16 protein-coding genes are annotated in these 15,222 nt (G+C 35.6%); all 16 read right to left on the bottom strand.

Annotated elements, in window-relative coordinates; translation table 11 throughout:
• Nucleotides 1-230 precede the first annotated feature (230 nt).
• A complete protein-coding gene (gene recN / locus JOC48_RS00960; protein WP_204497167.1) occupies nt 231-1,958 on the bottom strand; it encodes a DNA repair protein RecN in 1,728 nt (575 codons plus the stop codon).
• A gap of 31 nt (nt 1,959-1,989) precedes the next feature.
• Nucleotides 1,990-2,439, bottom strand: coding sequence for a transcriptional regulator AhrC/ArgR (gene ahrC / locus JOC48_RS00955; protein WP_204497166.1), 450 nt, complete (start codon nt 2,437-2,439; stop codon nt 1,990-1,992).
• 93 nt (nt 2,440-2,532) lie between these two features.
• The gene (locus tag JOC48_RS00950; protein WP_420829200.1) at nt 2,533-3,363 is read right to left on the bottom strand and encodes a TlyA family RNA methyltransferase; all 831 of its coding nucleotides are present in this window, start codon (nt 3,361-3,363) and stop codon (nt 2,533-2,535) included.
• Between the two features lie 5 nt (nt 3,364-3,368).
• Nucleotides 3,369-5,261, bottom strand: a complete 1,893-nt coding sequence (dxs, locus tag JOC48_RS00945; RefSeq protein ID WP_204497164.1) for a 1-deoxy-D-xylulose-5-phosphate synthase — start codon at nt 5,259-5,261, stop codon at nt 3,369-3,371.
• Nucleotides 5,262-5,288: 27 nt separating this feature from the next.
• Nucleotides 5,289-5,870: a hypothetical protein gene (locus JOC48_RS00940; protein WP_204497163.1), complete on the bottom strand. Its 582-nt coding sequence runs from the start codon at nt 5,868-5,870 to the stop codon at nt 5,289-5,291.
• Nucleotides 5,871-6,581: 711 nt separating this feature from the next.
• Nucleotides 6,582-7,466 carry a farnesyl diphosphate synthase gene (locus JOC48_RS00935; RefSeq protein WP_204497162.1) on the bottom strand — a complete coding sequence of 295 codons (885 nt, stop codon included), beginning with the start codon at nt 7,464-7,466 and terminating at the stop codon, nt 6,582-6,584.
• Between the two features lie 3 nt (nt 7,467-7,469).
• Entirely contained in the window at nt 7,470-7,700 is a 231-nt protein-coding gene (locus tag JOC48_RS00930; RefSeq protein WP_204497161.1) for an exodeoxyribonuclease VII small subunit, read from the bottom strand.
• Nucleotides 7,697-9,043 carry an exodeoxyribonuclease VII large subunit gene (gene xseA, locus JOC48_RS00925; RefSeq protein WP_204497160.1) on the bottom strand — a complete coding sequence of 449 codons (1,347 nt, stop codon included), beginning with the start codon at nt 9,041-9,043 and terminating at the stop codon, nt 7,697-7,699. Before xseA ends, JOC48_RS00930 begins: the two co-directional genes overlap by 4 nt.
• A gap of 144 nt (nt 9,044-9,187) precedes the next feature.
• The gene (gene folD / locus JOC48_RS00920; RefSeq protein ID WP_204497159.1) at nt 9,188-10,045 is read right to left on the bottom strand and encodes a bifunctional methylenetetrahydrofolate dehydrogenase/methenyltetrahydrofolate cyclohydrolase FolD; all 858 of its coding nucleotides are present in this window, start codon (nt 10,043-10,045) and stop codon (nt 9,188-9,190) included.
• 13 nt (nt 10,046-10,058) lie between these two features.
• Nucleotides 10,059-10,439, bottom strand: a complete 381-nt coding sequence (gene nusB, locus JOC48_RS00915) for a transcription antitermination factor NusB (RefSeq protein ID WP_204497158.1) — start codon at nt 10,437-10,439, stop codon at nt 10,059-10,061.
• A 326-nt stretch (nt 10,440-10,765) separates the two neighbouring features.
• The gene (locus JOC48_RS00910; RefSeq protein WP_204497157.1) at nt 10,766-11,164 is read right to left on the bottom strand and encodes an Asp23/Gls24 family envelope stress response protein; all 399 of its coding nucleotides are present in this window, start codon (nt 11,162-11,164) and stop codon (nt 10,766-10,768) included.
• Between the two features lie 72 nt (nt 11,165-11,236).
• Nucleotides 11,237-12,592: an acetyl-CoA carboxylase biotin carboxylase subunit gene (gene accC, locus JOC48_RS00905; protein WP_204497156.1), complete on the bottom strand. Its 1,356-nt coding sequence runs from the start codon at nt 12,590-12,592 to the stop codon at nt 11,237-11,239.
• Nucleotides 12,593-12,604: 12 nt separating this feature from the next.
• Nucleotides 12,605-13,108 (bottom strand): acetyl-CoA carboxylase biotin carboxyl carrier protein, encoded by a 504-nt coding sequence (gene accB, locus JOC48_RS00900; protein WP_204497155.1) that lies wholly within the window; start codon nt 13,106-13,108, stop codon nt 12,605-12,607.
• A gap of 221 nt (nt 13,109-13,329) precedes the next feature.
• Nucleotides 13,330-13,926, bottom strand: coding sequence for a SpoIIIAH-like family protein (locus tag JOC48_RS00895; protein ID WP_204497154.1), 597 nt, complete (start codon nt 13,924-13,926; stop codon nt 13,330-13,332).
• 15 nt (nt 13,927-13,941) lie between these two features.
• Nucleotides 13,942-14,586 carry a stage III sporulation protein AG gene (spoIIIAG, locus tag JOC48_RS00890; protein ID WP_338024208.1) on the bottom strand — a complete coding sequence of 215 codons (645 nt, stop codon included), beginning with the start codon at nt 14,584-14,586 and terminating at the stop codon, nt 13,942-13,944.
• Nucleotides 14,586-15,191, bottom strand: coding sequence for a stage III sporulation protein AF (spoIIIAF, locus tag JOC48_RS00885; RefSeq protein ID WP_338024216.1), 606 nt, complete (start codon nt 15,189-15,191; stop codon nt 14,586-14,588). The genes spoIIIAG and spoIIIAF overlap by 1 nt, the downstream gene beginning before the upstream one ends.
• Between the last annotated feature and the right edge of the window lie 31 nt (nt 15,192-15,222).

Below are 15,222 nucleotides of genomic sequence, written 5' to 3'. Positions count from 1 at the left end.
TTGGCAAAAGCTAACATGCACATCAACAGATTAATGCGCCAGAGTGATAGCTTCGAATATCGCTGCGGAAAGCGAAGTATTCTGCCGAAGCGGTCATTGCACCCGATTCAAAAAAAGTGTATTAAAGCAATTCCACGCAAAGGTTATGTCGCATTATGTGTCAACTGTGTAATATAAAACAACGAATACGAAAAACAAAAAAACCTTACCATATAGGTAAAGTTTTTTGATTACTTATTATTCTTTATCTTATCAGCAAGTTTTATTAACTCTCTTGCATGCTCCTTAGATGTTTCAGTTAGCTCGGTTCCAGTAATCATTCTTCCCAATTCAACAGCTCTATCTTCTTTTGATAATGGTTGGACTGTTGTTTTCGTACGTTTATTTGACACTTGTTTTTCAATTAAAAGATGAGTATCTGCAATGGAAGCTACTTGAGGCAAGTGAGTAATACATAACACTTGAGAACCAAAAGAAATTCCATATATCTTTTCCGCAATAGCTTGTGCAACTCTTCCGCTTACCCCAGTATCAACTTCATCAAATATTACACTTGTTACACCTTGATGTTTGGCAAAAATTTTCTTGAGTGCTAACATAATTCTCGAGAGTTCTCCACCAGAAGCCACTTTGTTCATTTCCTTTAATGGCTCACCAGGGTTAGTACTTATTAAAAATTTAACAGTATCGAATCCATTTGACGACAATTGTACTTGCTTACCATCAAATTCAAGGTCACTTTTGCTACTTTTGTTTATTTCAATAGAAACATCAAATGCTGCTTTTTCGAGGTAAAGACTGTTCAATTCCTCATGAATATCATCAATAAGAGATAATGCAGCTTTCTTACGAAGGTCATGTAAATGTTTAGCTTCTAACAATACATCCTTCCCTATGTCTTCTATTTCGTTTTTTAGCTTTTGTAGGTGTGTGTCTCGGTTTTTAATTTGATCTATTTCTTCTTCAATATGTGAAGAATATTCCATCATTTCTTCTACTGTAGAGCCATACTTCTTTTTCAAACGATTTATTTCATTTAATCTTGCTTCAATTAAGTTTAATCGCTCAGAATCGAACTCTAAATTATCAAGATAATTGCGCAATTCAAACATTTGTTCTTCAATAAGATAATAATGGTTTGAGAACGCTTCTTTTCTTTCCTTCAATTGCTCATCATATTCACTTGCCGTTTCTAATCCATTTAAAGCAAGGGAAAGCCAATCTAACCCTTTTTGTTCACCGTATAAAGCATCGTAGGCATCTTGTAAACCATGAAAAATTTTTTCAAAATTAACCAATTTCTCCCGTTCTTCCATTAATTGTACATCTTCATTGGGGATCAGGTTAGCTTCTTGTAGTTCATTAAGCTGAAATTCCAATAAATCAAGCCTTTGAGCCATTTCCTGTTCATCTTCACTTAATTTTCTATAACGCTTTCTAATAGCGTTCAGCTTATGATAATATTTTAAAAAATCAGCTTTCACATGTTCAATTTCTTTTATATTATATAAATCCAGTAATTCAATATGACGTTCAACATCCATCAGAGATTGTGTTTCGTGCTGACTATGGATATCAATTAGAACCTTACCAAACTCCTTAAGAATGGCTAATGTAACTAACTTACCATTCACTCTACATATGCTTTTTCCACCAGATGTAATCGTCCGTTGAAGTACAATCATGCCATCATCAATCTCTATTCCAAACTCTTCTCCTTTGGAAAAGATTGAATGATTTTTATTATCAATAATAAATAAGCCCTCAAGTGCAGCCTTATCAGCTCCATATCGAACAAATTCCACCGAACCTCTACCACCTGTTAGTAGCTCTAATGCATCAATAATTATTGATTTTCCAGCCCCTGTTTCACCGGTTAATACTGTTAAGCCTTCATTAAATGTAATAGTAAGCTCATCAATAATGGCAAAATCCTTTATAGAAAGCTCCGTTAACATATTAGTCACCCCATACTTTTTCTGGGAGATTTTACAACATACTTAACAAACGTTCTTTTATTGTGTCCGTATCGTTTTCTGATCTACAAATGATCAATATTGTATCATCACCACAGATAGTACCTAAGATTTCGGTCCAATCTAAATTATCAATCAAAGCTCCAACTGCATTCGCATTTCCTGGTAAAGTTTTTAATACAATAAAGTATCCAGCAGTATCAATACTTACAAAGGCATCCATAATCAACCTTCGTAATTTTTCAAGGGGATTAAAGCGCTGATCAGCAGGTAAACTATATTTATATCGTCCATCTACCATTGGAACTTTTACTAAATGTAATTCTTTAATATCTCTAGAAACTGTAGCTTGTGTAACATTATACCCAAGGTTTCTCAATCGCTCGACCAAATCATCCTGAGTTTCTATATCATCATTCGTTATTAGTTCTCTAATCTTAATGTGACGTTGTCCCTTATTCATCTTATCCCCCTCTCTTTCAAATTGACAATTCTACCCCATATTATTTTTTTAATGCGTTATTCACAAGTAAAAAAGGCTACATTTGTAGCCCAATTACTTGTTGTTATTTTGTAATTCAAGGTGTGCTTCTTTGACTACTTTGTCAATTTCGACATCAATCACGAAATTTCCTTCTTTTTCATCTGAATCCCATTTTAAATAAGCTAAAAACTCAATATTTCCGTCCCCGCCTGTTATTGGAGAATAAGTAATATTCATTATTTTATAGCCTTCTTGTTGAGCATGTGTTAGCATACCTTCTAATACTTTCTTATGTACATCAGGGTCACGTACAACCCCTTTTTTACCTACCTGCTCTTTTCCTGCCTCAAATTGGGGCTTTATCAGAGCCACTATATTACTTCCTTGAACAAGTAATTTAGATAATACTGGTAAAATCAATTTTAACGAAATAAACGAAACATCTATTGTAGCAAAATTGGGCAATCCATGTTGAAACATGTCAGGAGTTACATAGCGAAAATTCGTTCGCTCCATTACTACTACTCTTGAATCATTTCTAAGTTTCCAATCCAATTGATTATAGCCAACGTCAATAGCATAGCTTCGTATTACCCCGTGTTGTAATGCACAATCTGTGAATCCACCAGTAGATGAGCCAATATCAACCATAATATTACCAGTTACATCCAAGTTAAATGCATTCAGAGCTTTTTCTAGTTTTAGACCGCCCCTACCAACATAAGGAATAGCCTTTCCTTTTACTTGTAACGGAATATCCTCTTCAACCTTTAGTCCTGGTTTGTCCAACCTTGTTTGACCACTGAAAACTAAACCAGCCATTATTGTTCGTTTTGCTTTTTCTCTTGTTTCAATCAATCCTCTATCTACCAGTAAGACATCTAGCCTTATTTTTTTGCCCATAGATTTCATGCCCTTTGTTTTTTACTAGGTAAAATTTGTTTTAACTTATTAGATACAGAATCTTCTGTTAACCCAACTTCATTTAATAGCTCTTTAACATTACCATGTTCAATAAAACGATTAGGAATACCCATTCGTTCTATATGATTAAGCGCATAATTATTTTCCTCCGCAAATTCCAAAACGGCACTTCCAAATCCACCCTGAAGAACAGATTCTTCTAATGTCAGGATTGGTAAATCAGAAGACATTATTTCATGAAGCATTGATTCATCCAATGGTTTAATAAATCTGGCATTGACTACTTTTATCGAAATACCTTGAGCTTTATATTTCTCATGAGCCTTCATCGCCATTTCTATTGTTGTACCAAAGGTTAGGATTGCTGCGTCTGTTCCATCTTTCAATATTTCCCATGTACCGATTGGAATTGTTTTCAATTCTGTATCCATTGGTACACCAAGTGCATTTCCTCTTGCAAACCTAACAGCAATTGGACCATCATTATACTTAATTGCGGTATTCACCATGTGTTGACACTCATTTTCATCCTTTGGCATCATAATAGTCATGTTTGGCATATGCCTTAAAAATGAAATATCAAATACACCTTGATGCGTCTCACCATCTGCACCAACTAAACCAGACCTGTCAATTCCAAAAGCAACATTCAAATTTTGGCGACAGACATCATGTAACAATTGGTCATAGGCCCGTTGAAGAAATGTAGAATAAATCGCTAAAAACGGCTTCATCCCTTGGGTTGCTAGTCCAGCGGATAAAGTAGTTGCATGTTGTTCTGCTATACCTACATCATATAAGCGATCTGGAAACTCCTTTTGAAACTTGTCCAATTTTGAGCCTAAAATCATCGCCGGGGTAATCACTGTTAATCGATTGTCTTGTCTTGCGATTTTTTGCAGTGTATTACTGACAACTTCACTCCAAGCCGGAGCTTGGTTAACCGGCTTTATTTTTTCTCCCGATTCAATTTTATATGGTCCTACTCCGTGCCACTTATCTTTCTTATCTGATTCTGCTGGATGATAACCTTTTCCTTTTTGAGTAATGACATGGACTAAAACTGGTCCATCTGTTTTCTTTGCGTACTGGATATTTTCCTGCAAATCATTGAAATCATGGCCATCTACCGGACCATAATAAGTAAAACCAAACTCTTCAAACAGCATTCCAGGTACTATAAAATACTTCATACTGTCTTTAATTCGTTCAGCAGTTTGTGCTATTTTACCACCTACAGCAGGAATTTTTTTCATTAACCATTCCATTTCATCTTTTACTCGATTATACTTTCCGGCACTTCTCATTCTTCCTAAAGCATTATGGAGAGCGCCAACATTGTTAGCTATTGACATTTCATTATCATTTAAAATGACAATTATATTTTTGTTTTCATGGCCAATATGGTTTAAAGCCTCAAGTGCCATCCCACCAGTTAGTGCTCCATCACCAATAATAGGGACAACAAAGTTACTATCACCTTTTAAATCTCTTGCAATGGTCATCCCCATTGCAGCAGATAATGAAGTCGAACTATGGCCTGCTTCCCAAACATCATGTTCACTTTCACTCATTTTTGGAAATCCACATAAACCCTTATATTGACGTAGTGTATCAAACTGTCCGGTTCTGCCCGTGAGTATCTTATGAATGTACGATTGATGACCTACATCAAAAATAAGCTTATCTTGTGGACTATTGAATTGTCTATGCAATGCCAAAGTCAACTCGACAACGCCAAGATTAGCCCCCAGATGTCCACCGGTAACAGACAATTTTTCAATCAAAAAAGTTCTAATATGAAAGGCTAACGATTCTAATTCTTCGTTTGAGAGTTCTTTTAAAAACGAAGGATCTTTAATCTTTGTTAGATCCATTTCGGGAGTCCTCACCTTCAGTTAATTTTATTTCTTATCAGTTGGTAACAACTTTAATTTTAATTTCTCTTCTGCAAAATAAATAATTTTACCAGCAAATAGTACAATACTAGTTGATGAATGAATTGCAAAATATTTCCCAAGAGCTTTACCACCAACAGTTAATGCTGCAACAACACTAGTTAATAAGACGGAAATTGTAATATGGACTGTTGAGCCATCTGAATGTCCCAATAAATTACTAATTTGTATAACTACAATAGCAGATGCAGTTCCACTTATTATTCCAGATATATCCCCAATCACATCATTACAAAAACTGGCAACTCGTTCCGCATTTCGTACAATAAAAATGGATTGTTTTGCGCCAACAACTTTTTCTGCCGCCATTGCATGAAATGGTGGCTCTTGGGCTGCAGCAGACGCAGTCCCAACCGTATCAAACAAAACACCAATGAATACAATGATAAATACAATAATTAAACCAATAATCCACATGACGCCACTTAATATAGAGGACGACACAATTGAAAAAATAGCCGCTAACACTAACGTGATAACGGCAATACTTATACTAAATTTAAGTGATTTTTTTAAATGGCTTTTCATTCATTATTCCCTCTGCAACAAAATTTAAAAGTTAAAATATGTATAAAGAAGGAATGGTCATTAACCAGGTAAAAATTGCGGCTTAGGTCCAGTAGGTTTTCCCAATCGGGTACCGAATGTCACCATTCTGGCGGTTTCCCTTTAAACCCGACTCAGCACCGTCTCCGAATGCTGGACTGGATTACCACTTAGTCCGCACTATAATTCCTGATAAATGTCCTGAACAGAACAGTCTAGGAGGTTTCCTCGACAGCCTTTAACCGATTCTTAGCCTCTTTTGCAGCACTGATTTCATACGGAAGAAAAATGTGTAAGATAGTGGCCATCTACCTTCACATTTATGACCGTAATCCCCTCAGTACCACTCAAGGCAGGCTACGCTGCGGATAGAGATACCATTCCCTACCTTCGCAGGTTCATACCCCATTCCATGGCAGCTACTAGGCTTAGTAGCCACCACAGAGATGGGCCTCCGCGGAAGCAGGGTCTTCGCCCACATGCCTTTGTGGATCGCCCTACTACCTTAACTCCCAGCACTGACCCAAGGCTGGGCGCCTCAAGCCAGCACAAGGAACTTCATCGATGTGCCCTTTAGCGGATTTTTAGGCCCGCCTTCAGAATCGGAGGACTGACTAGAATACTGCACCATTCCTTTTGTAACATATAATATAACACAAAACAGAAATATTCTCAATCCATTTAACAACTAGTCTAATAGCTTCTATCACTTAAATAGTCAGTAAATTCTTCCAATAATGAATTTTTTATATTTGCATGACGTAAGGCCTCTTTTGCCTTATCAACATATAACTGTTTTTGCTTTTTCGCACCTTCTAACCCGAGTAACTTTGGAAAGGTGCTTTTAAAGTTATTTTCATCACTACCAACTGGTTTGCCAATTAAGTCTGGATCACCAGTAACATCTAAAATGTCATCTTGTACTTGAAAAATCAGTCCTAGGTAACCAGCAAACTTATTAAGTGCTTCAAGTTGTTTGGTAGTTGCTCCACCAATATATGCACCACTAACAATAGCGAAGATAATCAACTGTCCAGTTTTCAAGCGATGTATTTTCTCTAGTTCGTTTAACTCCACGCCTGATTTTTCTGCTTGAATATCTAATAGCTGTCCAGCTACCATTCCCTCTGGTCCACTAGCCTCAGACAACTTCTGTATTAAAAATACTTTTTGTTCATTTGATAATGTCGGGTCCGTTGAAATAATCGTAAAACTATGCGTCAATAATCCATCGCCTGCTAATATAGCGGTTGCTTCATCAAATTTCTTGTGATTAGTTAGCTTTCCTCGCCGATAATTGTCATCATCCATGGCTGGTAAATCATCATGGATTAACGAATAAGTATGTACAAACTCTAAAGCAATTGCAGTAGGTAAAACCGATTCGGCATTCCCGCCATAAGATTCACAACTTGTCATCATTAAAATCGGGCGAAGCCTTTTTCCGCCTGCTTCTAATGAATATAACATGGAATCCTTTAATCGTTGAGGAGCATTAATTCGATTGATATAAGCTTCTAATACCTGATTAAATTCTTGTTGACGTTCTAGTATGTAATTTGGTAATTGAACAACCACTTATTATTCATCCTCCTGAATCGTGAATGGTTTGAACTCCCCTTGTTCATTTACGATCTGCTCCATTTGCTTCTCAACTTTTGTTAGCTTATCACTGCAAAATTTGGATAAATTCATTCCTTCTTGATAATAATTTATAGCTTTTTCTAACGGTACATCTCCTTCTTCTAATTTTTCAACAATTTGTTCTAATTGTTTCATTGCTTCTTCAAATGATAAATCTTCTTTCGTCATTCCGAATCCTCCTCTAGCCCCCATACTTGACAATCTATTGTCCCATCATAGAATTTAACTGATAATTTATCACCAGGGTGTACACGATTCACTGTCTGAATAACCTTACCATCCTCATCATAAGCAATCGAGTATCCTCTTTTCATTGTATTTAAAGGATTTAATAAAGTAAGTTTTTCTACATACGTTGAAAATTTCGACTCCATTTTAGAGAAATTTTGATTAAAAGCAAGCTGATGCCTTGTCCTTAATCGGGACAGACTTTCCCTGTTTTGACTTATCTTTTTTTCTGGATGTTGCTGAATGAACCGCTTAAATAAATTTTCTAGTTTCTCGCTTTTTTGCCCTTGCAGCTTGATTAAAGCCTTTGACATACGCTCAATTGTTTTATCTAATTCCTGTTCTTTTTGTTGAATTAGTTGCTCAGGATATCTAAAGGCATATGATTTCTTAAGCTTGAGTATCCGTTCATTGGACTGTTTAACTTTTTCACTTATTATACGATTAAGGTTCTTTTCCAAACCAGATATTTTTTCTTTTAATTCACGTTGTGAAGGAACTGCAAATTCAGCAGCTCCAGTTGGGGTAGCAGCTCTCATATCTGCAACAAAGTCACTTATTGTAAAATCCGTTTCATGGCCTACTGCCGATATAACAGGTATGTTTGATGACGTTATTGCTCTAGCAACCTCTTCCTCATTGAAACTCCATAATTCTTCTATCGAACCACCACCTCTGCCAACAATTAAAACATCAAAAACCTCTAATTGGTTTGCTAGCTGAATCGCTTGGACAATAGAATCTTTCGCATACTCTCCTTGTACGAGAACTGGAAGCACACTAACATTAACAATCGGATATCTTCTACGAATAGTGGTTATAATATCTCGAATTGCAGCACCAGTTGGTGAGGTAATGACACCAATATGAGTTGGATAACGAGGAATTGGTGTTTTTCTTGATTCATCAAACAACCCTTCATTTTTTAGCTTTTCTTTGAGTTGTTCAAACGCTAAGTAAAGGGCACCTATTCCATCAGGCTCCATCTGTTGGATATATAATTGATATTGACCTTGGGGTGGGTAAATATTTACCTGCCCCTTAACCAACACATTCATGCCATTTTCTGGTTTAAACTTTAAAAGTCTATTATTACTCGCAAACATTACTGCTTGAATTCTGGAATGATCATCTTTAATCGTCAAATACATATGGCCACGGCTATGATGATTAAAATTCGAAATTTCACCTTTTAGCCAAACGCCTTTTAAGTGGTTATCCAATTCAAACTTTCTCTTAATATATTTTGTTAAAGCAGTTACAGTTAAATATTTTTCTTTCACGTTCTACACCTGCGTCTTTTTTTAAAATACTAAATATACGGGGATGTTCAATATTTCGGCGCATTGAATTTCTTCGTTGGCCCGGCTTAAACATCTCCCGCGCTTTTTGTCCTATTGAGCATACACTATAAACATATATATCAATTAGGAAAAGTTGTAATATTTTTTTGCTGACTTAATGGTATTATGTAAAAGCATTGTTATTGTCATCGGGCCAACTCCCTTTGGAACAGGAGTAATATACGCTGCCTTTTCTTTTGCAGATTCAAAGTCAACATCACCTGTTAATTTCCCCGTTTCCAATCGGTTTACACCTACATCAATAACCACTGAACCTTCCTTAATATCATCACCAGATAAAAAGTGTGCTCTACCAACAGCCACGATTAAAATGTCAGCAGATTTCGTGTATGCTTGCATATTCTTTGTTCTAGAATGACAATAAGTAACTGTAGCATTTTCATTTAAAAGAAGTTGTCCAACAGGCTTACCTACTATGTTACTTCTTCCAACAACCACTGCATTCTTTCCTTCTATTTCAATATTCTTAGACTTCAGCATTTGTATGATTCCATAGGGTGTGCAAGGAAAAAAGGTATCTTTACCTGCAATCATCCTACCAATGTTAATTGGATGAAATCCATCTACGTCTTTGGAAGGATCAATGGTTTCAATAACCACTTGTTCCCTAATATGTTTTGGCAATGGTAACTGAACTAAAATACCATGCACCTTTTCATCATTATTCAGTTGATGAATTAAATCTAATAACGCTTGTTCCGTCGTATCTGACGGAAGTTCAATTAGGTCTGAATGAATCCCAACTTTATCTGAAGCTTTTTGTTTACCTTTCACATAGGACTGTGATGCTGGATCACTTCCAATCAATATAACAGTTAAACCAGGAACAATCCCGTTCTCTTTTAATTTGTCCACTTCTTCTTTCATTTCATTTCTCATACTTTCTGCTAATACATTTCCATAGATTACTTCGGCTGTCATTAAAACTCTCTCCTTACTTTATCATTTTTGAAAGTACACCATTAATAAATTTACCTGATTTCTCATCTCCATAAACATGAGCTAATTCAATAGCTTCATTAATAGCAACCCCTTGTGGTGTATCTACATCATAAAACATTTCATAAGTTGAAATACGTAACAGTGTTTTTTCAACAGAAGCTAACCTAGCGATGGTCCAATTCTCTAAATGTTTTGAAATTCTTTCATCAATATCGGCTTTGTTTTCAATTACCCCGTGCACGAGTTGAGACAAAAATTGATCATTCTCTTCTTCTTCTAACACATAATCCATTGCTTCTTTTGGTTTAATTTCATTAATATCCATTTGAAAAAGTATTTGAAAGGCTTTTTCTCTAGCTGCTCTTCGTTTCATTTTCATTCTCCTTATTCACTATCTATCATAATATTTGTGAATTTATACAAAATAAATAATCTGTTCCATCTTCATTTTGACAAGTTAATTTTCCATTATCAAAAACATATCCGGGTTTTTAGCTATATCTGTTACAAATGATAACATTTTCCTCCAATCAAAGCTATTCCTAAACCGATAAATCTAATTCTATCGATATCATTACGTTTATCCAAGTTGAAAAATCTATTCTAAAATAAATTTTAAAATTAGCGTACAAATAAAAAAGACCTGAAATGAGTGTTTCTTTCCTCCTCAGGTCTTTTTCATCATATGTTTTTTCGTTTTTAATCTTCCAGATCAGCTGGATCCTCTTTGTAGTCCATATGCACTCCAACTACATGTACATTTATTTCATCAATATCCAATGCCGTCATGTTTTTTAAGGCTTGCCGTATATTTGTTTGAATTTTTTGAGCAACATCAGGAATTGTTGTACCAAAATCAATGACCACATAGACATCAATCAGAACACCATTTTCTGTTAGCTCAACCTTAATTCCTTTTCCATGTGATTTTTTACCAAACCTTTCCACAACACCACTTGCAAAGTTACCTCTTGTATAAGAAACACCAGCTACCTCTGTTGTTGCAATTCCCGCTATCACTTCAATAACTTCAGGAGCAATTTCTACTTTACCAAGACTGGAATCCTCACTTACGTTTAACAACGAGTTTTCACTCACTTGCACTCACTCCTTTGAAATGGTTAACAACTCAGTGTGTCAAATAATGGTGGATCACATTATTTTTATTCTTTATTCATTATCCATTATAGTATACTTTTCCAGAAATTTTGTATTAAAATCTCCACTTATGAAAACAGGGTGATCCATCATTTTGCTGTGAAATGGTACTGTTGTAAAAACTCCATCAATTACAAATTCACCTAATGCACGTTTCATACGTTGGATAGCCTCTTGTCTAGTTGCACCATATGTAATTAATTTTGCAATCATTGAATCATAATATGGTGGAATTTTATATCCAGGATATGCAGCAGAATCAATTCTAACACCAAATCCTCCTGGTGGGAGATACATGCTTATTTCACCAGGTGACGGCATAAAGTTTTTAAAAGGATTCTCAGCATTTATTCGACACTCTATTGCCCATCCATTAAATTCAATGTCTTCCTGTCGAAGTGAGAGCGGCTCATTGTTAGCAACTTTTATTTGTTCCTTTATCAAATCTACTCCTGTAACCATTTCTGTCACCGGATGTTCCACCTGTATCCTTGTGTTCATTTCCATGAAATAAAACGTTTGTTCATTCTTATCAAAAATAAATTCAATTGTTCCAGCACCTGAATATTCAACGGCTTTCGCTGCTTGAACTGCAGCATCACCCATCTGTTCGCGTATATTAGGTGTGATTGCTGGTGAAGGTGTTTCCTCAATTAGTTTTTGCAGCCTACGTTGAATCGTACAATCTCTTTCACCTAAATGAATAACATTTCCAAAATTATCGGCTAGAACCTGTATTTCCACATGTCGAAAATCTTCAATAAATTTTTCTAAATAAACACCTGGATTACCAAATGCTTTTTCTGCTTCGTTCTGAGTTACACGAATACCCTTTTTTAGTTCATCCATGTTCCTTGCAACACGGATTCCCTTACCGCCACCACCAGCTGTCGCTTTAATAATAACTGGGTAGCCAATTTGTTCTGCAATTTCAAGCCCTTCTTCTTCACTATCAATGATACCATCCGACCCTGGTACGATCGGAACTCCAGCTTGCTTCATTGTTTCTCGAGCAACGTCTTTGGTACCCATTTTTTGTATAGCATATGCACTAGGACCAATAAAAGTAATATTGCATTCCTTGCAAATCTCTGCAAAGTCAGCATTTTCAGATAAAAATCCATAACCTGGATGTATTGCGTCTACTTCAGTTAGTGTTGCTACACTCATGATATTTGTGAAATTTAAATAACTATCCTTGCTAAGCTTAGGGCCAATACAGTAAGCTTCATCCGCAAGTTGTACATGTAAAGAATCACTATCGGCATCAGAATAAACAGCAACTGTTTCAATTCCCATCTCTTTACAGGCACGTATAATACGAACAGCTATCTCTCCCCGGTTAGCAATTAAGATTTTCTTAATCACAATGTCATCCCCTTATACTGTCTTTACTCGGAATAATGGTTGTCCATATTCTACCAGTTCGCCATTTTCAACTAGTATTTCAACAATTTCACCGTTAACATCCGCTTCAATTTCATTAAATAATTTCATTGCTTCAACAATACAAACAATGGTATCTGCCTGCACCTTATCTCCTACTTGAACAAATGGATCCTTATCGGGAGATGGCGCATGATAAAAGGTTCCTACCATTGGTGAAACTATTTCATGATCGTATTCAGCCTTAGTAACACTCGCATCCTTAGGAGTATCGGACTTCGTTACTGTTTCCGTATTAGTAGTTTGCTCAGTTAATTCGGTATGAATAGAAGGTTGAGCAGAAGGTTGAGCAGAAGCAAAAGTGGGCTGTGTAGTTACCACTTGTTCCTTGTTTTTTTTCAAAGAAAGTTTAGTTCCATCTGTTTCAAATGTGAATTCATCAATCGAAGACTCATCAATTCGCTTAATCAATTCGTGAATTTCTTGTATCTTTAGCATTACTTGCACCCTTTCTTGATTTACATATAATAACAGGTACTAATAACTCCTTTTACATTTTACCGAATAAAAAGGTAAAACTGCAACTATTCCTTCAAATATTATGTAAGTTTTACTTCTTATCTATCCTATCACATATCACACTGTAATTTCACAAGAAAAAACTGACCCAATAGGTTTCACCCAAGAGTCAGTACCAATTTGGTTTTACATTAAGTAGATTATTCATTAACTGGTTGATATTTGACTTCTACCTCCACTGGTCCGAATTCATCACTTACTAATTTCATAATATTATTTGCCTCTGTTTGAGAAAGTTCATTTGCTTTTACTGTGACAACTACATTGCCATCTACAGTTCTAACTAATACATCCGGATAACCATTCTCAGCTTCAATTGTTTCTTCTAAAATTGTTTCTTTCGTAGACGTGCTTTCAATTTCTTTCATTTCATCATAAGCTTTATTCTTTTCTTCCGTTGATGCTGTACTAGACGCGACAATATCATCTAATTGATCCAACCGTCTACTTCTTTGATCGTTTAATTCCATTCTTATCGTTGTAAATAATTCATCCGTTGACGTAGAAGAAATGACCTCTTGTTCTTCCCCTTCCATCATTCCTTCAACATCCATCTCTTCCCCTTCCATCATTTGTTCCGTTTCTCCTAAATCTGAAGTAGCAGCTTCATTGCTCTCTGCTTCATTTTGATTCATGTAGGCCAAATCTTCTCCATTTGGCGAGCTCATATAATACACACTCAACACAATCATTAGACTTAGCATCGTTAACAACCAAACTGTTTGCTTTTTTAACATTATTATTCCTCCCCTTTATTTTTTAGGCATAACAGAAATTCTATGAGAAGGGACATCAAGTACCCTTGATACTGCTTCTACTACCCATTTCTTCAACTCAATATGATCTACACCTTTTGCTACGACTAACACTCCCCTCACTTCTGGTTTTCTCGTCTGTATAATCAGTGGAACCTCTTTGTCTCCTTGTCTTACGATGACTACTTCCTCTTCTTGGGTAGAATCTTTCACTTGTCTTTCTCCACCATTTTGATCAGTCTCTTCCGTTGTCTGAGTACCAATGATTAAATTTTTTTCATATACTTTTTTATTGGTCGAATCAAGGTTTACCATAATCTCTACCTGAGAAACCCCGGTTATTTCCTCTAGTAGCATCGTTAAACTCTCTTCATACTCTTTTTCTAGATCCTTCACTTCACTGGTTCTATTTCCACCTTTGTTTGAAGCAGACGTCTCTATATCTTCTGAAGAAATTTCTGTTTCATTTATTAAAGATAATTCATCGCTATTTGCTGTTTGATCTTTGATCATACTACTAACAATAAGTATCAAAATACCTGTTAGTGCAATTAAGAGAATATACCCCATTTTTGTAGGACCTTTCCCATCATCTGTTTTTAATTTAAAATGGGAAAAAAGTTTCTTTAATGGATTTTCCACTATATCCCTCCTTCCCATAGAAGGCTAATTGTTTGGTCTTCAAGCTGCCACTTTTCACGTAAATAGGATTTAATATCATCATCCATATCTGAAGTCGTTTCATCAGTTATTTCATCTTTTTGAACATCAATAACTACTTCCTCTACGGCACTAACATTTTGAGTTTCTGCTTTTTCACGTAGAGTAACTTGTACCGTCTTCAGTGAATCCAAACTAATATCCATTTCTTCATAAAACTCATATGTTATGTTTGAAATACTAATCCCATAGTTTTCTCTCAACCCCTCTTTCACTTCATTTTTCATTTGGACAGCCATCTCTTCTAAAATGTATGCATCTTGTTGGGCTTGTATTTCATTTTTCTTTAATTCTATTGAATTTTTCATTCTTTCTTCTTCTAGAGTCGTATCTAAAGCGGGTGTTGCTTTATCTAAAATATCTTCAATATCTACTTGGAAAAGTTGAAAAATAGGCTGTAAAAATATTAAGATTAATACCAATCCAACTACCAAATTGATATATTTTTTTAACGAAGAGTTAGGTAAAATTAATTCAATGATCATGGCCAGTAGTAAAAATAAAATAATTTGTGTAATCCAATCAATAATAATATCAATCGCTAACCCCTCCTTGAAC

It is taken from the genome of Aquibacillus albus (assembly GCF_016908325.1).
Taxonomy (GTDB): Bacteria; Bacillota; Bacilli; order Bacillales; family Amphibacillaceae; genus Aquibacillus_A; species Aquibacillus_A albus.
This window is presented reverse-complemented; position numbering and strand designations above follow the sequence as displayed.